At 70.1% G+C, this 20,984-nt stretch carries 21 protein-coding genes; 7 read left to right on the forward strand and 14 right to left on the reverse strand.

Annotation, left to right across the window (positions count from 1 at the left end):
- Entirely contained in the window at nt 1–336 is a 336-nt protein-coding gene (locus EIZ45_RS42390; RefSeq protein ID WP_134669507.1) for a hypothetical protein, read from the forward strand.
- Nucleotides 337–363: 27 nt separating this feature from the next.
- Here the strand turns inward: EIZ45_RS42390 and EIZ45_RS42395 are convergent, their stop codons facing one another.
- The 11 genes from EIZ45_RS42395 to EIZ45_RS42440 form a co-directional block, all read right to left on the reverse strand.
- The gene (locus EIZ45_RS42395) at nt 364–1,344 is read right to left on the reverse strand and encodes a hypothetical protein (protein WP_051171873.1); all 981 of its coding nucleotides are present in this window, start codon (nt 1,342–1,344) and stop codon (nt 364–366) included.
- A 94-nt stretch (nt 1,345–1,438) separates the two neighbouring features.
- Nucleotides 1,439–2,710, reverse strand: a complete 1,272-nt coding sequence (locus EIZ45_RS42400) for an FAD-binding protein (RefSeq protein WP_051171872.1) — start codon at nt 2,708–2,710, stop codon at nt 1,439–1,441.
- An 86-nt stretch (nt 2,711–2,796) separates the two neighbouring features.
- Nucleotides 2,797–3,441 (reverse strand): carbonic anhydrase, encoded by a 645-nt coding sequence (locus EIZ45_RS42405; protein WP_037820036.1) that lies wholly within the window; start codon nt 3,439–3,441, stop codon nt 2,797–2,799.
- A gap of 82 nt (nt 3,442–3,523) precedes the next feature.
- Complete coding sequence (locus EIZ45_RS46340) at nt 3,524–3,688, reverse strand: hypothetical protein (RefSeq protein ID WP_093572809.1); 165 nt, start codon at nt 3,686–3,688, stop codon at nt 3,524–3,526.
- A 147-nt stretch (nt 3,689–3,835) separates the two neighbouring features.
- Nucleotides 3,836–4,831, reverse strand: coding sequence for a hypothetical protein (locus EIZ45_RS42410; protein WP_134669505.1), 996 nt, complete (start codon nt 4,829–4,831; stop codon nt 3,836–3,838).
- A gap of 233 nt (nt 4,832–5,064) precedes the next feature.
- Nucleotides 5,065–5,445, reverse strand: a complete 381-nt coding sequence (locus tag EIZ45_RS42415) for a hypothetical protein (RefSeq protein WP_134669503.1) — start codon at nt 5,443–5,445, stop codon at nt 5,065–5,067.
- A gap of 61 nt (nt 5,446–5,506) precedes the next feature.
- The gene (locus tag EIZ45_RS42420) at nt 5,507–6,310 is read right to left on the reverse strand and encodes a nitrilase-related carbon-nitrogen hydrolase (protein ID WP_134669500.1); all 804 of its coding nucleotides are present in this window, start codon (nt 6,308–6,310) and stop codon (nt 5,507–5,509) included.
- Nucleotides 6,307–7,761, reverse strand: coding sequence for an APC family permease (locus EIZ45_RS42425; RefSeq protein ID WP_134669498.1), 1,455 nt, complete (start codon nt 7,759–7,761; stop codon nt 6,307–6,309). The genes EIZ45_RS42420 and EIZ45_RS42425 overlap by 4 nt, the downstream gene beginning before the upstream one ends.
- Nucleotides 7,762–7,851: 90 nt before the next feature.
- Entirely contained in the window at nt 7,852–9,207 is a 1,356-nt protein-coding gene (gene hisD, locus EIZ45_RS42430; protein WP_134669496.1) for a histidinol dehydrogenase, read from the reverse strand.
- Nucleotides 9,208–9,342: 135 nt separating this feature from the next.
- Nucleotides 9,343–10,305, reverse strand: coding sequence for a LysR family transcriptional regulator (locus EIZ45_RS42435; RefSeq protein WP_134669494.1), 963 nt, complete (start codon nt 10,303–10,305; stop codon nt 9,343–9,345).
- 35 nt (nt 10,306–10,340) lie between these two features.
- Nucleotides 10,341–11,333 carry an ester cyclase gene (locus EIZ45_RS42440; protein ID WP_134669492.1) on the reverse strand — a complete coding sequence of 331 codons (993 nt, stop codon included), beginning with the start codon at nt 11,331–11,333 and terminating at the stop codon, nt 10,341–10,343.
- 223 nt (nt 11,334–11,556) lie between these two features.
- Between EIZ45_RS42440 and EIZ45_RS42445 the strand changes: the two genes are divergently transcribed.
- Nucleotides 11,557–12,894 (forward strand): MFS transporter, encoded by a 1,338-nt coding sequence (locus tag EIZ45_RS42445; RefSeq protein WP_051729784.1) that lies wholly within the window; start codon nt 11,557–11,559, stop codon nt 12,892–12,894.
- Nucleotides 12,895–12,936: 42 nt separating this feature from the next.
- Here the strand turns inward: EIZ45_RS42445 and EIZ45_RS42450 are convergent, their stop codons facing one another.
- Entirely contained in the window at nt 12,937–13,929 is a 993-nt protein-coding gene (locus tag EIZ45_RS42450) for a LacI family DNA-binding transcriptional regulator (protein WP_134669490.1), read from the reverse strand.
- A gap of 151 nt (nt 13,930–14,080) precedes the next feature.
- Here EIZ45_RS42450 and EIZ45_RS42455 point away from each other — a divergent pair, with 151 nt between their 5' ends.
- The 5 genes from EIZ45_RS42455 to EIZ45_RS42475 are packed head-to-tail and all read left to right on the forward strand — an operon-like array spanning nt 14,081 to nt 18,727.
- A complete protein-coding gene (locus EIZ45_RS42455) occupies nt 14,081–15,223 on the forward strand; it encodes a cupin domain-containing protein (protein WP_037820025.1) in 1,143 nt (380 codons plus the stop codon).
- The gene (locus EIZ45_RS42460) at nt 15,190–15,915 is read left to right on the forward strand and encodes an alpha/beta fold hydrolase (RefSeq protein ID WP_240690931.1); all 726 of its coding nucleotides are present in this window, start codon (nt 15,190–15,192) and stop codon (nt 15,913–15,915) included. The genes EIZ45_RS42455 and EIZ45_RS42460 overlap by 34 nt, the downstream gene beginning before the upstream one ends.
- Nucleotides 15,916–17,217, forward strand: a complete 1,302-nt coding sequence (hisD, locus tag EIZ45_RS42465) for a histidinol dehydrogenase (RefSeq protein WP_134669488.1) — start codon at nt 15,916–15,918, stop codon at nt 17,215–17,217.
- Entirely contained in the window at nt 17,214–17,978 is a 765-nt protein-coding gene (locus EIZ45_RS42470; protein WP_240690930.1) for an SDR family NAD(P)-dependent oxidoreductase, read from the forward strand. The genes hisD (EIZ45_RS42465) and EIZ45_RS42470 overlap by 4 nt, the downstream gene beginning before the upstream one ends.
- Nucleotides 17,975–18,727, forward strand: coding sequence for an HpcH/HpaI aldolase/citrate lyase family protein (locus EIZ45_RS42475; protein WP_205670297.1), 753 nt, complete (start codon nt 17,975–17,977; stop codon nt 18,725–18,727). The genes EIZ45_RS42470 and EIZ45_RS42475 overlap by 4 nt, the downstream gene beginning before the upstream one ends.
- Nucleotides 18,728–18,755: 28 nt before the next feature.
- Here the strand turns inward: EIZ45_RS42475 and EIZ45_RS42480 are convergent, their stop codons facing one another.
- Both EIZ45_RS42480 and EIZ45_RS42485 read right to left on the reverse strand, forming a co-directional pair.
- Nucleotides 18,756–19,172, reverse strand: coding sequence for a hypothetical protein (locus EIZ45_RS42480; protein ID WP_134669484.1), 417 nt, complete (start codon nt 19,170–19,172; stop codon nt 18,756–18,758).
- 40 nt (nt 19,173–19,212) lie between these two features.
- On the reverse strand, nt 19,213–20,889 hold the full coding sequence (locus EIZ45_RS42485; RefSeq protein WP_134669482.1) for a DUF885 family protein: 1,677 nt from the start codon (nt 20,887–20,889) through the stop codon (nt 19,213–19,215).
- Nucleotides 20,890–20,984: the final 95 nt, after the last annotated feature.

Consider the following 20,984-nt stretch of genomic DNA (forward strand, 5'->3'; position numbering starts at 1 on the left):
ATGAACCAGATCACCGCGAAAACCCTCGGCACCCCGAGCGGCGGACTCTTCGACAATCCGTGGCCGCCGGATTTCCCGGCCGCCGGACAGCGCGTCGCGATCTTCGCCTACGAAGTCACCAGGGTCGACGGCACCGACCAGGACGACATCCGCACGTATCACGTCGGTCCCGCCGAAACCGCGGCGCAGGGACAGATCGGGTCGAGCCGCGACGAGCCGCAAGGCGTCACCGTGGCCTGGCGCGGCTGCGGCACCGGCACGGTCACGTCGGTGTCGGCACCGCTGGGCCGCGAACGCACCTGCGAGGTCACGCCGGACGAGGCGGGCCTGCTCTGACCGCCCGGTAACCCGGTTTCGCGTCAATCACCGCAGGCGGCTGGCGAAGAACGACACGATTTCGCGGATGGCGTCGCCGCGCTGCTGTCCCGGAGACAGTTTGCCGACGCAGTCCGCGGGCGCGTCGTCCTCGCCGCCGATCTTGCCGGGGGACCATTCGGTGTTGAAGAAGTTGTGGTTGGCCCCGGTCAGCGTCACCGAACTGATGTCGGGGTTGCGTCCTTCGGCGTCCTTGACGTACTGCAGGCCCACGGTGCGGACCGCGCCGTCGCAGGTGCCGACGACCACCTTGAACGGCACCCGGGTGACCAGCACGTCGCTGTTGTCGTCCTCAGTGGAATTGAAATAGACCGGCGCGAGCGGGACGACCGCGCGGATCCGGACCCCGGCGGGCCATTCGGGCGTGTGCTTGTCGGAAGCCTGCCACATGACGCCCTTTCCGCCGCGGGAATGCCCCATCGTCCCGACCCGGGAGAGGTCGACGTGCCCGCGGAACCGGCCGAGCGTGCGGGCCAGCGGTCCCTCGCCGCGGGCGAGGTCGCGCCACAGCTCCAGATGCCTGTTGACCAGATGCGCGCGCGAGTAGTAGCCCTCGTCGCCGAGCAGATGCGCGTTGATGGCGTTGGCGCTGATCGACACCACGATGAAGCCCCGCTCGGCCAGCTTCTCGCCGAGGTAGTCGTAGCCGCGGAAACTCGGCAGCGACCGCTGTCCCGGCGGACAGGGCCAGTCGCCTCCCGGGGTCTTCGCGACCGGGTCCACGCAACTCCACCAGCTGCCGTGCTCCTGCACGATCAACGGATGCGGCCGTCCGCCGAGATCGCGCGGATAGTGCACGACGGCGGCCAGTTCCATCGGCACCGACACGGTCGGATCGTGGAAGGCCTGATCGCCGAGGTTGTACTCGACGACGCCGACGCCCTGTCCGGTTTCTGCTCCTGCTTGCGGTGCCGCGATGGTCACCGTGGCCAGCACCAATGCGGCGAGGGCCGTGCGAAGGAAAGTCATGCGCGAGAGGGTGCCGAGCGAGTGTCAGGGACTCGTGAGCGACGGAGGAACGGGCCGATTCATTGCCCGATGAGTCCCGGTTTCCGGCTTGCTGCTACTCCGCTTCACCGAGATGATTCCGCCAATCGTTCTCCGTGAAGGGAATTGCGCCGACTGGATAACTAGTGCCGCCGAGTTTCACCGCCGCGTCGTACCAGCGGCGATTGCTCTCCACCATCTGCTCGGCGATCGCTTCGGTCCTTGCGTAGCGGAGTGCCGCGACGAGGAAGATCGTCGGCGCGTCCGGCACCCGGAAGAGGGGCGTGGTGAGCACGTCCGCGGGAACGGGGTAGGTCAGGATCAGCCCGGAATCTCCCAGGTCGGCGTGCGTGAGGTCGGACATGATCCCGTCGACGAAAGTGTCGACGGCGTGGCCGGGCAGAAACAGGTTCGCCCACGGATGCGGCGAACGCCATTCGCCGGTGGATTCGAGATAAACGACGGTTTCGTCAAGCCGGGTGGCGAACTCCGCATAACTGAGGTCTTCGATTTTGTCCCTAGCCGCGTCGAAACCGAGGCCGTCGAGCAAGGCGTCGTCCGGTTCCGCGGACGGAGTGGAGAAAGCGGCGACGTCGAGCAGATGGAGCCAGCCCGCGTCGCCCGGGATGATCTGTCCTTGGAGAAAGTCGAACCGGCGCTCGCGGAGGAGTTTTCGTTGCTGCGCGCGAAGTTCGGCCGCAGTCGGGTAGTAGATCTTGACTCGCCGCACCCGCGCCGGCGCGGGAATGAGCGGAATGGTCGCGCGCACGATCACCCCGTCTCGGCCGAACCCGGCGAGCACCGCTGCGAAGAGGTCCGGCGCTTGGGTCGGGGAACAGGTCCGGAGTGCCCCGTCGCGGGTGACGACGTCGAGGGACAGCACGTTGTCGGTCTGCACCCCGTACCGGTGGCTCGTGCCGCCGATTCCGCCGACGGACAACGTCCCGCCGACGGAGAGGTGGAGGTAGTCCGTGAGGACGCGGGGAGCCAACCCGTGCTGGAGCGTGGCCGCCAGGAGTTCGGCCCAGGTCGTACCGGCGTCGACGACTACGCGGTCCTCGCTGATGTCGTGCACGGTACTGAGGCCACTGAGGTCGAGCACGATCCCGGAAGCGGCCTGAGCCTGGCCCATGCCGGTGTGGCCTTGTCCTCGTGGCGTGACGGAAAGGCCGTGCTCCGCGGCGAAGCGGAGGACCGCGCTGACATCTCGGCACGAGCTGACCCGGGCGACCGCCAGCGGGGGACGGGAGACGATGCCGCCGAAGTCGGCAGCGGCGTAGGCGATTTCGGGTGGGTCGGTGGTCAGTGTGCCGTCGAGCTGGAGTCCTGCGAAGGGTTGCCCGGGCATGCACTGCCTCCTGGTGTCCTCACCGTGCGCTTCGGCCACGGTAGCCCCGGAACGCTGTTCCGGTTCCGCGGCCGAAGTGCGCGGGGCTAGGACACCGCTTTGGCGGCGGAGACGTCGACGCCGTGCGCGGCCACGACCTCGGCGCTGCCGTCGGCCAGCCGGTAACGCAGGCCGACGACCGCGGCCCGGCCGTCCGCGACCCGGTCGGCGAGCACGCGGGAGCGGTCCAGCAGCAGGTCGACGGTGTGCTTGACGTGCTCGGCCAGAATCTCGTGCGGCTCGACCCGGCCCGCGGCCCGCGCGGCGAGGACGCTGGGCGTCACCTTCTCGACGACGTCGCGGACGTAGCCGACCGGCGCGAGCCCGTCTTCGAGGGCGGCCCGGGCCGCGCCGACAGCACCGCACGAATCGTGGCCGAGCACGACGACGAGCGGGCAGTCCAGCAGGTCGACGCCGTACTCGATGCTGCCGAGCACCTCCCCGCCGATCACCTGGCCCGCGGTGCGCACGACGAACAGGTCGCCGAGGCCGCGGTCGAAGATGATCTCGGCGGCGAGGCGCGAATCGGAACACCCGAACAGGACCGCGAACGGATGCTGGTTCGGCGCGATCGCCGCGCGGCGGGCAGCGTCCTGGTTGGGGTGCTCCGGGGCGCTGGTGACGAAGCGGTGGTTGCCTGCCATCAGCAGGTCGAACGCTTCCTGCGGAGTCGGCGGTGTCGTGTCGGCCATGCCCTCAGCCTAAGCCGACCGACGCCCCGAGCGGTGTTGCGATCGTCTCTCCGGGCCCAGGTTTGAACCGCCCGCGGACGGGTTACCGACCCCGGCCGAGCGCGGCCCGCTTCACGAAGCCGACCGCGGCGGTCGCCAGGAACAGGACCGCGCCCACGACGACGAGCCAGAACAGGCCTTTGATCACCACCCCGAGCACGATGCACACCAGCCAGATCACCAGAAGCAGACCGAGCAGTGCCAGCATGGAGCCCTCCTGACCGTCGCCGGGAAACCGCGGTACTCGGGAGGGGTACCCGTTCGCGGCCGGGCTATGCGAGCCGTCCGGCCCCGGCCGCCTGGGGAAGGCGACCGGGCGTCGGTGTGCTGCGGAACCACTGCCTGAGGACCTCGATCAGGAACAGCGCCAGACATACGGGTGGTAGATCCCGTCGGCGTCCATGCGCGCCCCGGCCACCGTGCCGTCGTCGCCGATCCGGGACGGGAGGTCGCGCGTAATGTCGCCGAAGTTCGACACCCACGCGCCCTGCCGCCACACGCCGTAGCCGGTGCCCTTGGAGTCGTTGCCGCCGTGCGCCACGTCGATCCGGCCGGTGATCAGACCGTCCCGGTTGAGGGTGAGCTGCGGGTTGCCGTTGGACAGGTTGTAGCTCGAGCCGGGCAGCACGTGCGCGGCGCCCTGCTGGTCCCAATAGACGCCGACCGGCTTGTTGTTGTAGCTGGCGTTGCCGACCACGCGCCCGTTGGAGAACGCCGTGCCGTCGGGGAACTGCAGGCCCGGCAGGGTACCGAGCGGGGTGATCGTGCCCACCCGCCAGATCGCGAGACCGGAGTCGCGCAGCAGCAGGACCGAGCCGTCCTCGTCGACCGCCTGGGGCTGGGTGCGGTCCGGAGCCAGCCCGGGAAGCGCGGTGACGGTGCCCGGTTGCGCGGCGGGCCAGCGCACCACCGTGGTCAGGCCGCTGCTGTCGCCCCAGACGTAGCCGGTGATGTCGCCCGCGTCGTTGATGCCGAGCGCCGCGGCCTTGGTGTTGTTCCCCAGCTTCGGCAACTCCTCCAGCACGTCGCCCCGGGAGCGGAACGCCGTGCTCACCGAGACCCCCGGGAAACTGACCCGGGCAGTACCGACGATCGTGCCCGCGCGGTTTTCGTCGGCCACCTCGTAGCTGAGCACGTCGTTCATCACGGTGAAGACGGAGTACGCACCGTTCTTCCAAGCAACCGGCCGCTGCCGCCCGCCGATGTCGGCGACGCCGGAAAAGCCGCCCTGGTGATCGGTCGCGGTCGGCATCCCGCCCTGGCCCGGCACGGGAAGCGCCGTCGCCCGCCAACTGCAAGCCGCCGCGGACGCGGTCGAGGTCGGGACGAGCAAGGCCGCCGCGATCAGCAAGGCGCTGCCTAGTAACCGGTATCTGTGCACGTTTCCCTCCAAAGGGTGGCGGTGAACGCCGTCTAGGATCGCGTTCACTGCCGCGGGAGGGGGCGAGGATAGGGGTGGTTTCGCGTGATCAGGGGGCCGTGTGCGATTTCCGGCTTGCCGCGCGTGCTGGCTGGAGTTGGCCGCCCCGGCTTTCTGGGCGACGCCTGATCGGCATAGGTCTTGAACTATTTTCGGAGTTCGGGCTACCAAATCCATAGCTGTCGTGAGTCCGTCCAGCCGCTTTCGTCGATGCCGACGAGGTGGGCGGCCTCGGGGCCGGTGCGCGAGTCTTCGTCCAGCGGGATGGCGAAGCGGTGTTCGCCGGAGTCCACCGCGAGGTAGCGATCGGGGACCAGTTCGCAGTGGTCGATCACTGTGCCGATGTAGGAAAGCATGACGACCGGCGACTGTCCTTCCGGAAAGCGCCACCCGCGGCAGCCATACAGACCGAACGGGTTGGTGAGAGCCCGCAGGACGGGTCCGTCGAAGTGCAGTTCGACGTAGTCGCGGACGAAGCAGACCGCGCTGATCTCGCGGCCTACGAGGAGTTGCAGCGGCGCGGCGAGGTCGTCAGCGGTGGTCATGCGACCAGGCTGCCAGAAACTCAGGTGATCGTGACGCCCGCGCCGGAGAACCCCCCGGAAATCAGTGCGGCGGCCCGTACAAATCGGTCCTCCGGTCCCCGAATAGATGGTTGCGGGTACTGATGTTCTTGTCCCGCCCCGCGGAAAGCTCGGTCTCCCAGCAAGCCCGCCCGTCCTCTCCCGCGACGGCGGCGACCCAGCCGTCGTGGTCGACGATTGCCGTTCCCTCCGTCCACCGCTGACCGCGTTCAAGCCCGGAGCGGTCGCAGCACGCGATGGCGACTCGGTTGACTCGCGCGGCCGCCTGGGCGATGACTACCTCCGGCGGTCGCTCACCCTCGGGACGGGGGACTTCGGGCCAGTTGGTCGGGACCGCGATCACATCGGCGCCCTCGAGAGCGGACCGGCGGGTGTACTCCGGGAACTCGAGGTCGTAGCAGATCATCACCGCGATCCGGCCGAAGCGGGTGGTGGTGACTGGCGGCGGCTGGCTTCCGGGGGTGAAGAACAGCTTTTCCCGGTCCCACAAATGGGTTTTGCGATAGCGGGCCAGGACACCGGTGGCATCGAACAGCACCGCGCTGTTGTAAAGAGCACCGTCCGGGCCGCGTTCTGCGTATCCGCACACGACTACCGAGTCGCCGTCGATCGCGGCCGCCCACTCGGCGATCATCGGGTCATCAGACGGGATCGCGCACTCCCGCGCCTCGGCGGGCGACTCGAAGACGTATCCGCTCGTCGCCAGTTCCGGCAGCACGAGGATGTCGGCGGTCGTGTTTTCGCTGATCGTGCGGACGATCTGCCGGTGGTTTTCGGCGAGGCGGCCGACCTGCGGGGCGAGTTGCGCGCAGACGATCCTGGTCATTCGCTGTCTCCCGGCTCGGCGATCTGCGTCCGGACCCGCTCGGCTAAGCCGGGCACCGCGGCCACGACGACGGTCGCGACGACGAGGACTCCGAGAATGATGTACGGGAAGAACCGGTACGGGCCCGACACGCCCACCACGTTCTTGAAAATGGTGTAGGCGATGAAGGCGAGCGCGAGCACCGGGACGACCGCCTGCCAGCGGGGCGCTTTCGGCTTCCCGCTGAGGAAAAGAAAGCGGAACGCGCCGACGGTGGCCATGGCATAAGCCACGAGCAGGGCGATGGTTCCGATGGTGAGCCAGTAGAAAGTCGCGTCCAGGACCCCGGTGCCGGCCAGCCGCTGCCCGACGGCGAAGCAGAGGATCAGGACGCTGGTCACGACGATCGTGCCGACCGGGGCCCCGCGTTTGGTCAGCCGCGCGACCGGTCCGGGGACTCCGGCGTCGCGGAGCAGCGCGTAGCCGACCCGCGCGGCGCCGTTGACGGTGCCGAGGGTGATCGCGAACAGGCTGACGCTGGCGACCAGGTTCAGCAGGACGCCCATCGCACTGCCGAGATACTGACCAGCCAGATCGCCGTACGGGTCTTCGGCCGCGGCGAAGGCTTTCACCCCGTCCGGCCCGGTGCCGTAGCCGAGCGCCTGCCCGGCGATGGCGAGCAGGAAGAACACGCCCACCACCGCGATGGTGATCTTCAGCGCCCGGGGGATTTCCCGCTTGGGGTTCATCGTCTCCTCGCCGAGCGACGCGGCGCCCTCGAACCCGGCGAACGCGAGGAATCCGAACACCGCGGCGCCGGCGATCGTGCCCACTCCGGTTCCGGCGGGCAGGTGCAGGAAATTCCAGCTGAACGTCTGCCCGTGCGGGCCGTGGCCCGTCGCGACCCGCGCGATGATCACGATGCTGAGCAGGCCGACCAGTGCGGCCCCGGCCAGTTCGCAGATCAGCAGGATCCGCGTGATGACCCGGATTTCGCTCAGCGACAGCGCGACGACCAGGACCAGCGCCACCAGCGCGGTCCAGATCCATTCGGCCGACCCGGCACTGGCCAGGCCCAGCTGGCTGAGGACTTTGTTGAAGAACAAGGCGATTTCGGCGGTCGAGCCGGTGCCGATGGTCGCGTACGCGGTGAACAGCGCGGTGCCGGCGACGAACCCGGCGCGCGGGCCGAGCGTGCGGCCGACCAGTGCGTAGACGGATCCGGTGTGCGAGATGTGCTGAGACAGCTTCACGAATCCGTAGCCGACAAGCGAAACTCCGAGGATGGCGAAGACGAAGGCCCAGGTGGCTCCTTCGCCGAGCAGCCCGGCCGCTCCCACGCCGAGCAGCGCCATCGCGCCGACCGGGCCGATGAGACCCACGGAGAACGCGGCCGCGTCCGTGACTTTGAGTTCTCGCCGCAGTTTTTCCGGTGCGGCCGCGGCTTGGTTTCCGTTGGCGGGTGCGGACATGTCCTCAGCCTCTGTCTGGTTTTCGGTGCCGGGGAGCGGCAGGGGGCGGCGGGCCGGACCGGCGGACGCGGTCCGGCCCGGGAAGCGGGCTCAGGCCCGGTCGACGGCGGGAGTGCCGTCGAACGCACCGGAATGCCTGCCGAGGTGTTCGATGCGGACGGTGGCGGTGGCCTCGTGCGCGGCCAGGCCCTCGAACGCGGAGATCCGTTCCACGGCAGGGGCCAGCGCCGCGGTGCCTTCCTTCGCGGCGCGCTGGTAGGTGAGCGGCTTGAGGAACCGCGACACCGACAGCCCGGCGTTGTAGCGCGACGTCTTGCCGGTCGGCAGGACGTGGTTGGTGCCCGCGATTCCCTTGTCGGAGTAGGCGACCGTGCTCCACCGGCCGAGGAACAGCGAGCCGTAGTTGGTGAGCGTCTTGAGGTAATAGTCGTCGTCGGCGGTCTGGATTTCCAGGTGCTCGGGACCCCAGACGTCGCTGACCGCGGCGGCCTGGGCGCTGTCGCGCGCGACGACGACCGACCCGAAGTCGCGCCACGCCGGGCCGGCGACCTCGCGGGTGGCCAGCGTCGCCAGCCTGCGTTCGATCGCGGCGACGACCTGGCGGCCGAGTTCCTCGGAGGTCGTCACGAGCGCGGCGGGCGAGTTGGGGCCGTGCTCGGCCTGCCCGAGGAGGTCGGCGGCGACCCAGTCGGGGTCGGCGGTCTCGTCCGCGAGCACGGCCACTTCGGACGGTCCGGCCAGCAGATCGATGCCGACCCGGCCGAACAGCTGCCGCTTCGCTTCGGTCACGTAGGCGTTTCCCGCGCCGACGAGCATGTCCACCGGGGCCTCGTCCAGCAGTCCGAACGCCATCGCGCCCAGCGCCTGGACGCCGCCGAGCGCGAAGACCCGGTCCGCGCCGGACAGGTAGGCGCCGTACAGGACCGCCGGGTGCGCGCCGTGCTCGCCCGACGGGGGAGTGCACGCGAGAACGGACGGCACGCCGGCCGTCTTGGCGACCCCGACCGTCATGAACGCACTGGCCAGCAACGGGAATCGGCCAGCGGGCAGGTACGCGCCGACCCGGCTGACCGGCACGTAGCGCTGTCCGCAGACGACCCCGTCGGCCAGTTCGAGTTCGAAGTCCGTCAGGTGCTCGCGCTGGGCGGCCGCGAAGCGGTGGGTGCGTTCGTGGCCGAGTTCGAGCGCCGCGCGCAGGTCGGCGGGGAGCTGGTCGCCGGAGCGGCGCAGTTCGTCGCGGCCGAGTTCGAGCGCGCCGGTCCAGCCGTCGAGGTCCTCGGAGTAGCGCCGCACCGCGGTGAGACCGCCGCGTTCGATGTCGCGCAGCATTTCGCTGACGCGTTCGACGACGCGCGGGTCGCGCTGGGCGGGCGGTCCGTCCACGGCGGGCTTCTTGAGCCAGGTCAGCGGGCCGAGCTGGGCTGCCTCGGAGGGAGTGATTTGCATGGCACGAGACGGTAAGCGCGATCCGGCCCCCGGACTAGAGGGTGCGATCCTGGGCGAACCATCGGTTTGCCCTATGCCAGCGAGGGCAAAATGTCCACTATGGACAAAAGCGGAACTGTCCACACCGGACCCGGGTCAGCCTCGGGTCTGCTTGGGCCGGGCGGCAGCCGGGCCGCGCGCGTCGCTGACCGCGTCCTCGGCCAGCCGGGCCAGCTCCCGGGTGGCGCGCGACAGCGGACGGCCGCGTTTGCGGGCGATGGCGATCGTGTCGAACAGCGGCTCCTCGAACGGAGCCGTGTGCAGACCCGGCGGGAAGGCGGCGCTGCGGACCACCGCGGTGCTGGCGATGGTGTCGCCCGCCCCGTCGGCGACCAGTTTCAGGGCCGCTTCCACGTGCTCGATCTCGAAGACCGGTTCGATGCGCACGCCGGCCAGCTGCGCCCGGTCGGCGAGCTGGCGGCGGGTGGGATCGCGCCAGCCGTAGCGGGCGTCGTAGAGGACCAGTCGCGCGGCCGCGAAACGCCGGATGCTCACCGGTTCCGCGGCCGCGGCCGGATCGGCGCTCACGTAGAGCACCTCGTCCCGCATCAGCGGGGTGATGTCCAGTCCCTCGTCGTCGACCGGGAGCACGATGAGCCCGGCTTCGATGTCGCCCGCCCGGATCGCGTCCGCGGTCTCCGCGGAATTCTGCCCGACCAGCCGGACCTTGACCGACGGATACCGGCGGTGGAAGGTCTGCGCGAGATTGCCGAGCAGGTAGTAGTCCGCGTTGCGCAGGACGCCGAAGGTGGCGGTGCCGCCGCCGAGCGAGCCCAGCGACTGCACCGCGCGGACCCCTTCGTCGGCCGCGTGGACCGCGCGCCGCGCGAACGGCAGCAGTTCCTCGCCGGCCGCGGTCAGCGTCAGCCGCCGGGCGCCGCGATGGAAGAGCACCGCGTCGAGTTCTTCCTCCAGCCTGCGGATCATCTCCGACATCGAGGCCTGGGAGACCTCGAGCTGGGCCGCGCCCCGGGTGAACGAGCCCTGGCTTTCGGCCGCGACGAACGCCCGGAGCTGGTTCAGGGTCACCCGGTCGCCGTCGCGGGACTCCTGCTCCATCGGCCGATCCTAAGCGGACGGACGTCCCGCCGCGCTCAGTAGATGTTGGTGTCGGCGAACGAGCTTTCGTGGCCGTTGATCTGCGCCCGCAGCGAGATCTGGTCGAAGACCCGGACCTCGCGGACGATCCGGCCGTTCTGGACGAGGAACTGCGAAACGCCGAGCAGGTCGACCGGTTTGCCGGTCAACGGCCCGAAATCGGCGACCCCGCGGTACTCGCCCCGCATGACCCAGAGCACGGCGACGCGCAGTCCCGCGTACCGCTCGGCGTAGTTGGCCTGCACGTCGCGGATCTCGAAGCGGGCGTCCGGGAACGGCGCGATCTGGGCGAGCAGGTCCTTCTGGTAGCCGTCCGGGCGGAGGACCGTGCGGTCGCCGACGGTGTGCAGGAAGAGGTCCCGGTGCATGAAGTCGGTGACCTTGTGCAGGCACCGCGCGTTCCAGACCTCTTCGACGAATTCCAGCACCATTTCGCATTCGGGCCGGTAGTCGTCCGCGCGCGGGCCGCTGTCGCCGACGGCCAGGACGTCGGCGGGCGCCGGTTTCGTCATCGATCCCTCGTAACCGCGGAACCGCAGCCCGCGCGCGACCTCGGCCGGGTCGAGGCCGAGTTGCAGGCAGTCCGCGAGGTCGTCGCGGACGACCCATTCCTCGACCATGCGGCCACGCCGGTACAGGCAGTTCGCGATGGTGCGCTTGCGGATCGGCACCGGCCGGCCCGCCACGAGGTGCGTGTCGGCGGAGAAGACGAGGTGCGAACTGAGGAAGGCGTCGTCGCCGCGGGCCTCCCAGACGACGTCCTCGGCCTGGCCCACGTGCTGCGGCACCTGCGCGATCCGCATCAGGCTGCCCTCGATCACGCCGTCCCGCCCGGTCACGGTGCCGAGGCCGCCGTGCACAATCGAGTCGGGTTCGTAGTTGTCGACGATGTAGGAGATGTCGCGCTGCACCCAGATCCGGTCGGTGACCTCGCGGATGAAATCGTCCGGGTCCGCGTAGGGCTGGTAGGCGACCGGGTCGAGCGGCATGGCGGGTTCCTTTCTCGGCTGGCAACGTGCGCTGGGCACTGTATCCGTATGCATTGCTCCGGGCAAGAGCAGCCGCCGAACCGTGGCCGCGGCTGATCTTCCGCGCGTGACCTCGGCAAAATTCGCGGCAGTGGCGGTCTTGACCCGGTGACCCGGGCCACTTAAGTTGCCATCCATACGTATGCAGACGGCTGAGCCGTTGTGAGACGCCACTGGAGGTGTCATGTCCACCGTCACGCCGACCGCGGCCGCGACGGCCGAGGCGACCGGACGTCGGAAGGCGATCCGCAAGGTCGTCCTCGCCGGCAGCATCGGGAACTTCGTCGAGCAGTTCGACTACGGGCTCTACGGCTACATGGCCCCGGTGCTCGCCGGGTCCTTCTTCCCGGCCAGCGACCACACCGCCAGCGTGCTCAGCGCGTACGCGGTGATCGCGATCGCCTGCCTGGTGCGCCCGCTCGGCGGCACCCTCCTCGGCCGGTGGGGAGACCGGCTGGGGCGCAAGCGGGTGCTGTTGTGGACGGTCCTGTTCATGGGCGTGTCCACGGCGGCGATCGGCGTGCTTCCCACGTACGGCCAGATCGGGCTGGCGGCTCCGCTGATCCTGCTCGTGCTGCGGGTGGTGCAAGGCATGGTCGCGGGAGGGGAGTACGTCGGCGCGGTCGCGTTCGTGGTCGAGTGGGCCGAGCCGCGCCGGCGCGGGTTCTACACGTCGTTCGCGTCGAACAGCTGCTTCCTCGGCATCCTCGCCGGGGCAGGCACGGCAGCGCTGATGAGCGCCTTGTTCAGCGACGCGGCATTGCACAGCTGGGGCTGGCGGATCCCGTTCCTGGCAGTGCTTCCGCTGTGCGCGATCGGAGTCTGGCTGCGCAGCCGGCTCGACGAGACCCCGGAATTCGTCGCCGCCACCGAACACGGCACGAACGTCGTCGCGGCGCCGCTGCGCGAGGCGCTGCGTTCCCAGTGGCGGCCGATCCTGGTGTTCTGCGGCGCGTCGATCATGCTCGCGATCCTGTCCTACACCTGGGTCACCTTCTACCCGGAGTACCTGTCCGAAACGCTGCACCTGCCGAAGTCCGCGGCGTGGCTGTCGAACATGATCTCGGTCGCGGTGCTGATCCCGCTGCTGCCGCTCGCCGGCGCGATCTCCGACCGGATCGGGCGCAAGCCGATGCTCATCGCCGGGGCGGTGTGCTGCATCGTGCTGGTGCCGCTGGCGTTCAAGGTGGGCGAGGCGGGCACGTTCGGGGCCGCCGTGGCGAGCCAGCTGATCTACCTGGTCCCGGAGTTCTTCCTGACCGGCATCGTCACCGTGTGCGCGGCGGAGATGTTCGCGACCCGGACCCGGTTCAGCGCGAGTTCGATCGCCTACAACTGCTCGTTCTCGATCTTCATGGGCATCACGCCGTTCGTCGCCACGCTGCTGGTGGCGGAGTCCGGCACGATCTACGCGGTGTGGATGTACCTGGCCGCCGCGGCGGTGCTCGCACTCGTGGTGATCACGGTGTTCATGAAGGAGACCTACCGCAGCGACCTCTCGGCGGACAAATACGCCCGGTGACCTGCCGGGGCCCCGCGTCCGCCGCCGCGGCGGGCGCGGGGTTCACCGCGGCGCGTGCGTTCCCCGGGGCACCAGCGACGGGGCGAACACGGTGCGCCGCGGTGCTTCGCTGTTTCCGGCGAGGCGGTCGACCAGCAGGGCCGCCGCGGCCTTGGCCATGCCGTCCAAGTCGTGGCGCACGGTCGTCAGATCGAAGGTCTCCCAGGAGGCCATCGGCAGGTCGTCGAACCCGATCACGGTGAGGTCGCCCGGGATGTCGATGCCGAGGCGCCGGGCCGCGTTGATCGCGCCGATCGCGATGACGTCGTTGCCGCAGAACACCGCGGTGGGCCGGGGGCTTTCCGCCATCAGGTCGAGCAGTCCCTCGTACCCGGTGCCGTGGTCGAACGGGCCTTGCCGGACGCGGCGGCGCGGCAGGCCGACGCCCGCCTCGGACAGCCCGATCCGGAAGCCGAGCTCGCGGTCGCGTCCGGTCGTCGTCTCGGACGGGCCGCCGATCAGCGCGATGTCGGTGTGGCCCAGCCGCAGCAGTTCCTCGGCGACCAGCCGCCCGCCCGCCTCGTTGTCCACCACCGCGGCGTCCGCGTTGCCGGCGCCGGTCTCCCGGTTGAGGAAGACGAACGGCAGCCCGCGCCGGGTGAGTTCGGCCGGAAGGCCGGAGCCGATCACCGCGGTGGTGAGCACCACCCCGTCGATCGACCGGTCGAGCAGCCGCTCGGTCTCCAGCGCGGCCTCGCTGCGCTCGGCGAAGAGCATCATCCGGTAGCCGTGCTGTTCGAGCGTGTCGTGCAGCGGCCCGATCAGATGCGGGTAGAACGGGTTGGTCAGATCCGTGACGACCACGCCGACGCAGTGCGTCGACCGGGTCGCCAGGCTCCGGCCGGCTTCGCTCGGCACGTAGCCGAGCGCGTCCGCCGCCTCGCGCACGCGGGTGCGGGTGGCCTCCGAAACCCGGTGGTCCCCGCGCAGCGCCCGGGAAACGGTCGGCTGCGAGACCCCGGCGAGCCGGGCCACGTCATGACTCGTGATCGACATCCGCTCCTCTTCCGCGCAACGGGCGTGCATACGGATCCTAGCGGAAATTCCGGACCGCCCGCGCGAAGGCCTGACGCTGGAGCGTCTTGACAGAACCCGCACGCGATGGTCGTATGCATACGTATAAACAACCAGGTTTCGGAGGGGTGCCATGCGTACCGACGAAGGGCCGGTGACGGCGGGCGAGCTGGCCCGCCGGACGATCCGGCGGACCGATTTCGTGTCCTGCGATCAGGCGTTCATCGACTGCCGGACGCCGGGGTCGGACCGCAAGGAGAACTACTCGATGATCGGCCCGGGGGTGACCCAGAACGCGGACCAGGTGGTGAACCTGCGCGAGCCGCACGGGTTCAGCATCGGGGCGGCGGCGATGCCGCACGGGATCACCAACAACCTGCACCTGCATTTCACCGCGGAGGTGTTCCTGTGCTTCCGCGGCGAGTTCCTGCTCCGCTGGGGCGCGGACGGCGACGAAGGCGAACTGGTGCTGCGCGAGGGCGACATCGCCTCGATCCCGACGTGGATCTTCCGCGGGTTCACCAACATCGGCCCGGACGACGGCTGGCTGTTCACCGTGCTGGGCCACGACGACACCGGAGGCATCATCTGGGGCCCGTCGGTGCTGCGGGAGGCGGGCAGGCACGGCTTGCACCTGACCGCGGACAACCGGTTGATCGACACTCTCGCCGGCGACGAACCGCCCGACGCCGCGGAACTGGTCCAGCCGATGGCTCCGGCCGACATCGCCGCCCTGCCGTCCTACGACGCGGCGAAGCTGCGCCGCCGCGTGGCCACGGCCGATGATCTGCAGTGGTCCGCGCACGCCTTGCTGGGCGGTGCCGTGCCCGGCGGGCGCGCCGAACTGGCCCCGGTCATCGGCTTCGGCATGACCGAAGACCGCGACCAGGAACCGCCCATCTACAACCCGCACGGCCACAATGTCGCGTGGCTGCGCGCCGAGCCCGGCGAAGGCATCCCGCTGCACCGGCACGACGAAACGCAGGTGCTGCTGGTCAAGGACGGCGAATGGGAGGTCACGCTCAACCGGCACGACGAGACGAGCGTGCGCCTCGGCCCGTGGGACATGGTTTCCGTGCCGCGCGGCGCGTGGCGCAGTGTCCGCAACGTGTCGGACGAGCGGGCGACGCTGCTGGTGGTCAACGGCGGAGACGGCCGCGTGCGTCTCGACTGGGACGACGAGGTCGTGAAGGCGGCTGCCGACGCGGGCGTCGGCCTGGACCACAACGGTTACCTCGCGCCGTGGCATCTGCTGCCTCGCGCGGCCGGCCGGTGACTGACCTGCCGGTGGTGCTGGTCCCCGGAATGCTGTGCGACGCCGAGATCTGGCCGCGGCTGCCCGGGCGGGTGGTCCACGCGGAGATCACCGCGCCGGACATCGGCGGCATGGCCGAGCAGATCCTGGCCGCGGTCGAGAGCCGGTTCGTGCTCGCCGGGTTGAGTCTCGGTGCGATCGCCGGGTTCGAGGTCGCGCGCCGGGCGCCGGAGCGGCTCGCCGGATTCTGTGCCGTCTCGACCAATGCCGGCGCGCCGACCGCGGAGCAACTCGCCGCCTGGGCCGCGTTCGACCGCCGCACGCTCGCCGGGGAATTCGACGACGTGGTCGCGGACGAGATCCTGCCGACGATGTTCTCCGCCCCGGATCCGGTGCTGGAACAGCGTTTCCTCGCCATGGCGCGGCGGGTCGGGCCCGGTGTGTTCCGCGCCCAGCTCGCCGCCCAGGCGACCCGGCGGGACGCGCACGCCGCGGTGGCGGGCCTCTCCTGTCCGGTGCTCGTCGTCTCCGGGGCACAGGATCGCTTGTGCCCGCCCGAATTCCACCGTTCGATCGCCGCGCGGGCGCGAAATTCCGTGCTGCGCGTGCTTCCCGAAGCCGGACACCTGCTGACGCTCGAGACGCCCGGTGCCGCGGCCTCGGCCTTGACCGAGTGGCTGTGCTGTCTTTCCCCATTCTCGAAGGAGTCCTGAATGCCCAAGACCCTGAAATCCGCTGTCCCCGCCGAGCAGGTCGCGGCCGACCGCACCGACGTCGGCGACCGGGTCCGCGCGATCATCGCCGACATCCGCGAACGCGGGGACGCCGCGGTCCGCGAGTGCTCGGAGAAATTCGACTCGTGGTCGCCCGAATCGTTCCGGCTCTCGCCCGAGGAGATCGAGAAGATCGTCGCCCGGGTGCCCGGCCAGGTGCTCGATGACATCCGGTTCGTCCAGGACCAGGTGCGCGCTTTCGCGCAGCGGCAGCGGGACTCGTTGCAGGAGTTCGAAATCGAAACGCTTCCGGGTGTCCACTTGGGACAGAAACACGTTCCGGTCGCTGCCGCGGGCGCTTACGTGCCCGGCGGTCGCTACCCGCTGACCGCCTCCGCGCACATGACCATCGTGACCGCGAAGGTCGCCGGGGTGCCGCGAGTGGCCGCGTGCACGCCGCCGATCCGCGGGGAGGTGCCGGAGGCGACCGTCGCCGCCATGCATTTGGCCGGAGCCGACGAGATCTACCTCCTCGGCGGCGTGCAGGCGGTCGCCGCGCTGGCGGTCGGGACCGAAACCGTCGGGCGCGTCGACCTGATCGCCGGGCCGGGCAACGCTTATGTCGCCGAAGCGAAGCGGCAACTGTTCGGCGAGGTCGGGATCGACCTGTTCGCCGGCCCGACCGAGGTGCTGATCGTCGCCGACCACACGGCCGACCCGTTCGTCGTCGCGGTGGACCTGCTGTCCCAGGCCGAACACGGCCCGGACTCTCCGGCCGTGCTGATCACCACGTCCGAGGACCTCGCACGGGAGGTGCTGGAGCACGTCGAGGCGCTGCTGCCGGGCATGCCGACCCGCGACTTCGCCGGGCCGGCCTGGCGCGACCACGGCGAGATCCACGTCGTGGACGACCTCGACGAGGCGTTCGCGCTGGCGGACTCCTACGCGTTCGAGCACGTCCAGGTGCTCACCGAGCAGCCGCGTCAGGCGCTGACGAAGATGCGGGACTACGGTGCGCTTTTCCTCGGCCCGGGCACCTGCGTGTCCTACGGCGACAAGGTGATCGGCACCAACCACGTCCTGCCCACGCGCGGCGCCGCCCGCTACACCGGCGGGCTGTGGGTAGGGAAGTACTTGAAGACCGTGACCTATCAGGAGGTCACGAGCAGCGAGTCGAGTGTGCGGCTCGGCGAAGTCTGCGGACGCGCGGCGCGGGTGGAGTTGTTCGAAGGCCACGCGCGGTCGGGCGATGTGCGCGCGGCGGAGTTCCGGCGGAGCGAGCTTTCCTGGAACCCGGCGTGACCGCGTCGCTTTCGGCACGGACCGCGCTCGTCACCGGCGGCGGGAACGGGCTCGGCCGCGCGATCGCGTGCGCGTTGTCGGCGGCGGGCGCGCGGGTTGTCGTGACCGGACGTCGGCGGGACGCCCTCGAGACCACGGTCGCGGCGCTGTCCGGACCGGGCCGGGCAGCGGTGTGCGACGTCGCCGATCCGCGTTCGGTCACCGCCCTTGCCGAGGAACTCGCGGACGAGGAGATCTCGGTGCTGGTCAACAACGCCGGGGTCGCGGGGCCGGTGAAGCCGCTCGTCGAGGTCGAACCGCAGGAGTGGGACGAGGTGTTCGGCGTCAATGTGCGCGGGGTTTACTTGGTGTGCCGCGCTTTTCTGCCGGCGATGACGGCGCGTGGCGCGGGCGACGTCGTCAACATCGCTTCCGTGAGCGGGAAACGGCCGCTCCTGCGCCGTACGCCTTACTGTGCTTCGAAAATGGCTGTGCTCGGCTTGACGGCCACGCTCGCGGGCGAGGTCGGGCCGTACGGGGTGGCGGTGAACTCCCTGTCGCCCGGGCCGGTCGAGGGCCCGCGGATGGAACGGAACTTCCGGTTGGAGGCGGAACGCACCGGCGTCAGTTACGCCGAGGCCGAACGCGCGTTCACGGGCCGCGCCGCACTGGGCCGGATGGTCACCGAGTCCGAGGTGGCCGCTGCGGTGCTCGCGATGCTGGCGATGCCCGGCCTGTGCGCGGCGGACATCGACCTGTCGGCGGGGATGGTGGCGCGGTGACCACGCTCAAACAGCGCCTGCGGTCCGGGGAACGGCTGCTCGGCGGGCTGCTGCGGCTGCCCTCGGAAACACTGGTCGAGATGGCCGGGGTGGCCGGGCTGGATTTCGTCGTGCTCGACTGCGAACACGGCCCGGCCGACCTGGTCCCCTTGCAGCAGCATCTGGTCGCCGCGCAAGCACACGGAATGGGCGCGCTGGTCCGGGTGGGGGCGGCGGAACCGGCGCAGGTCCTGCGGGTGCTCGACCTGGGCGCGGACGGCGTGATCGTGCCGCACGTCGACACCGTGGACCAGGCCCGCGCCGCGGTCGCCGCCGCGCATTACCCGCCGCTCGGGCAGCGGGGTTTCGCGACCTACAGCCGAGCCGGCCGGTTCGGTGCCCGCACCAGTGCTGAGCATCTGGAGACGGCGGCGGAAACCACTGTCGTCGTGCCGATGCTGGAAACGCCCGAAGCGTGCGCGGCGGCCGGGGAAATCCTTGGGGTCCCCGGAGTCGATTCGGTGCTGGTCGGGCCAGCCGATTTGGCGGTATCGCTCGGTTTGCCCGGCGGTGCCGCCGAACCGGCCGTCGGGCGCGCACTGGACGCGGTCGCGGCAGCGGCGAAGAGCGCGGGCAAGCCGATGACCAGCATCGTGGGAACTGTGGACCAGGCTCGGCAGGCACCGCCCGGGGCGGTGATCTACAACCTCGCGCACGTGCTGCTCCACGCTCTCGGCGACCTCACCGGGGCGCGGACCGCGGACCGGTAACGCGACGTCAGTTCCGGCCGGGGTGCGTTCATCGCGCCTCGGCCGGGCCCACGTCGGGGAATTCGACCGGCACAGTGGCGACCCGGCGGGCGGTGGCGTAGGCGTGGGCGACTCGTTCGAGGACGGACGCGTCACCGGATTCCGTCAGGTTCTCCTCGACCGGTTCGCCGGCGTGCGCGGCCCGGCTGGTCCGGATGACGTCCGCCCAGTCGCCGAAGTACGTGATGTCGGCCCGCGGCGACGGTTCGAGGGAGAAGCGCGCGCCGAGACCGCGGTCGAAGCGCAGCACCCAATGCACGGTGCCGGACGGGCCGTCGCTCAATTCGTAGGCGATTTCGCAATCCCGGTCCAGATCCGCGCATGCGGCCCGGACTTCGGCGGAAGCAGCGAGCAGTTCGTTCATCCGGGCGACGTGTTCGGGGGACATGAACATCGAGGCAGGCACGGGACCTCCTGATTCGGGGCGGCTTCTTGGCACGGTCGGGTCAGCGGTTTGCGTAAGCCCGCACATTGAGCTCGACGGCGGTGAGCGGAAGAGTGCCTTGTCCCAGCACGGTTTCGTGGAACTCCCGCACGTCGAACCGGCTGCCGAGCGCGCGTTCAGCGGTGCGGCGCAGCTCCCAGAACTTCTCGAAACCCAGCCGGTAGGACAGGGACTGGGCAGGCAGATCGGTGCCGTACCGCAGGATTTCGGTGGACACCTGGGCCGGCGACTCCATAGTCGTCGAGGACAGGTACGCGCGGCCCTTGTCCTCGGACCAGCCGAGTGTGTTGAGGCCGGTGTCCACGACCAGCCGCTGCGCCACGAACCGTTGGTGCAGGCAGGCGCCGTAACGGTCCCACGGGTCGCTGAACAGGCCCATTTCGAAGCCGAGCGAGGCGGCGTACTCGGCCCAGCCTTCGCAGTAGGCACCGAGCGATTCCGCGGCGGCTTGCGCCTGCAGCGGGTGCAGGGTGGCGTCATCGGCCTGGCGGGCCAGATGGAAGTGGTGGCCGGGCACGAGCTCGTGGAAGATCAGCGCCGCGGCCGAGATCTGTGCGCGTCCGTCGAGGCCGGATCCGTTGAACCGATAGCGGCCGACCGGATTCGCGGCGATCGGCTGCTCGTAGTAGCCGAAGGTCATGCCCGCTTCCAGCTCCGGGTCGAGCCGCTGAACGCCGAAGGCGGCCCGCGGGCGGACGCTGAACCACTGGTCGAGCAGCGGTTCGATGGCGGCGATGTGCCTGCCGTAGGTGTCGGCGACGTGTTCGGGGGAGGGGGCGTGGAAACGGGGATCGGCTTCGAGAACGGCTCGGTACGAGGTCTCGTCGCCGTCGAAGCCGACTTCGCGGCGGATTTCGGCCAGCTGCTCGGTGAGCTCCGCAACGGCCTTCAGCCCCAGTTCGTGGACCTCTTCAGGCTCGATGGGGTAGGTGGCGTAGTGGCGCACCAACCGGCGGTAAGCCTCGTGCCCGCCCGGGTACTGGCCGAGGCCGATGCCGTCGACGGCGCTCTGCGCGCCCGGTCCGTCCAGGTGCGCGAGGACGGCGTCGAAGGCGGGCAAGAGGTCGTCGACGACAAGCCGGTCGACGCCGTCGGCCAGCATCGTGCGCGTCGCGGGATCGAGGTCAGCCAGGCGGGACTCCGCAGGCCGCAGGAATTCGGCCGCGGCGGCCCGATGCGCGCGGACAGCGGCCAGGAAGCCGGGCAACGCGGGGCGCGGCAGCACGATGCCCTGTTCGGCCTGGCCGATGAGCTTGGCGTGCGCGGCCTTGATCATGTGCGTGAAGTCGTTGACGAGGGACAGGTAGCGCTTCGCCTCGTCGCCGGCGGTGAAGGCGAACGGGCGGAACACCTGCTGGCCGTACAGGGTCCAGCCGAAACTCTGGTAGGGCGCGACCGGGAAGCTCCACCAGTAGTCCTCGTCGGCTCCGGCCAGCTGGGTGGCCAGCGCACGGACGACAGCGGCGAGGGAAGTGTCCACATCGGACTCCGGAGCCCGGTTGAGTCCGGCCAGAATCCGTCGGCCCAGCGCAGCGGCTTCGCTCGCTTCCTCGTACGTGCCGCGGGGAAGCTGCGTGACCGGTTCGCCGGCGTGCAGCGCGAAGTGCGGCTGGGTGCGCTGGAGATGTGCCCACAGCTCGTCGGCCAGGTGACGAGTCGGATCGCTCGGTTCTGCCATGCCAGCGAACGTATCGCCGGGCGTGGCGGGCCCGGAATCAACAACGGTCGCGTCTTGCGCGGGGAGATGCTGCGCGTTTGTCGCGGGCGCCGGAG

Source organism: Amycolatopsis sp. CFH S0740, assembly GCF_004522315.1.
GTDB classification, from domain to species: domain Bacteria; phylum Actinomycetota; class Actinomycetes; order Mycobacteriales; family Pseudonocardiaceae; genus Amycolatopsis; species Amycolatopsis nivea.

Excerpts from the sequence above, each read along its gene's own strand:
- EIZ45_RS46340 (WP_093572809.1), bottom strand. The coding sequence starts at position 3,688 with ATGCTGGCACTGCTCGGTCTGCTTCTGGTGATCTGGCTGGTGTGCATC.
- EIZ45_RS42405 (WP_037820036.1), bottom strand. The coding sequence starts at position 3,441 with ATGGCCGACACGACACCGCCGACTCCGCAGGAAGCGTTCGACCTGCTG.
- EIZ45_RS42435 (WP_134669494.1), bottom strand. The coding sequence starts at position 10,305 with ATGGAGCAGGAGTCCCGCGACGGCGACCGGGTGACCCTGAACCAGCTC.
- EIZ45_RS42420 (WP_134669500.1), bottom strand. The coding sequence starts at position 6,310 with ATGACCAGGATCGTCTGCGCGCAACTCGCCCCGCAGGTCGGCCGCCTC.
- EIZ45_RS42400 (WP_051171872.1), bottom strand. The coding sequence starts at position 2,710 with ATGCCCGGGCAACCCTTCGCAGGACTCCAGCTCGACGGCACACTGACC.
- hisD (WP_134669488.1), top strand. The coding sequence starts at position 15,916 with ATGCCCAAGACCCTGAAATCCGCTGTCCCCGCCGAGCAGGTCGCGGCC.
- hisD (WP_134669496.1), bottom strand. The coding sequence starts at position 9,207 with ATGCAAATCACTCCCTCCGAGGCAGCCCAGCTCGGCCCGCTGACCTGG.
- EIZ45_RS42415 (WP_134669503.1), bottom strand. The coding sequence starts at position 5,445 with ATGACCACCGCTGACGACCTCGCCGCGCCGCTGCAACTCCTCGTAGGC.
- EIZ45_RS42395 (WP_051171873.1), bottom strand. The coding sequence starts at position 1,344 with ATGACTTTCCTTCGCACGGCCCTCGCCGCATTGGTGCTGGCCACGGTG.
- EIZ45_RS42445 (WP_051729784.1), top strand. The coding sequence starts at position 11,557 with ATGTCCACCGTCACGCCGACCGCGGCCGCGACGGCCGAGGCGACCGGA.
- EIZ45_RS42390 (WP_134669507.1), top strand. The coding sequence starts at position 1 with ATGAACCAGATCACCGCGAAAACCCTCGGCACCCCGAGCGGCGGACTC.
- EIZ45_RS42455 (WP_037820025.1), top strand. The coding sequence starts at position 14,081 with ATGCGTACCGACGAAGGGCCGGTGACGGCGGGCGAGCTGGCCCGCCGG.
- EIZ45_RS42450 (WP_134669490.1), bottom strand. The coding sequence starts at position 13,929 with ATGTCGATCACGAGTCATGACGTGGCCCGGCTCGCCGGGGTCTCGCAG.
- EIZ45_RS42440 (WP_134669492.1), bottom strand. The coding sequence starts at position 11,333 with ATGCCGCTCGACCCGGTCGCCTACCAGCCCTACGCGGACCCGGACGAT.
- EIZ45_RS42485 (WP_134669482.1), bottom strand. The coding sequence starts at position 20,889 with ATGGCAGAACCGAGCGATCCGACTCGTCACCTGGCCGACGAGCTGTGG.
- EIZ45_RS42425 (WP_134669498.1), bottom strand. The coding sequence starts at position 7,761 with ATGTCCGCACCCGCCAACGGAAACCAAGCCGCGGCCGCACCGGAAAAA.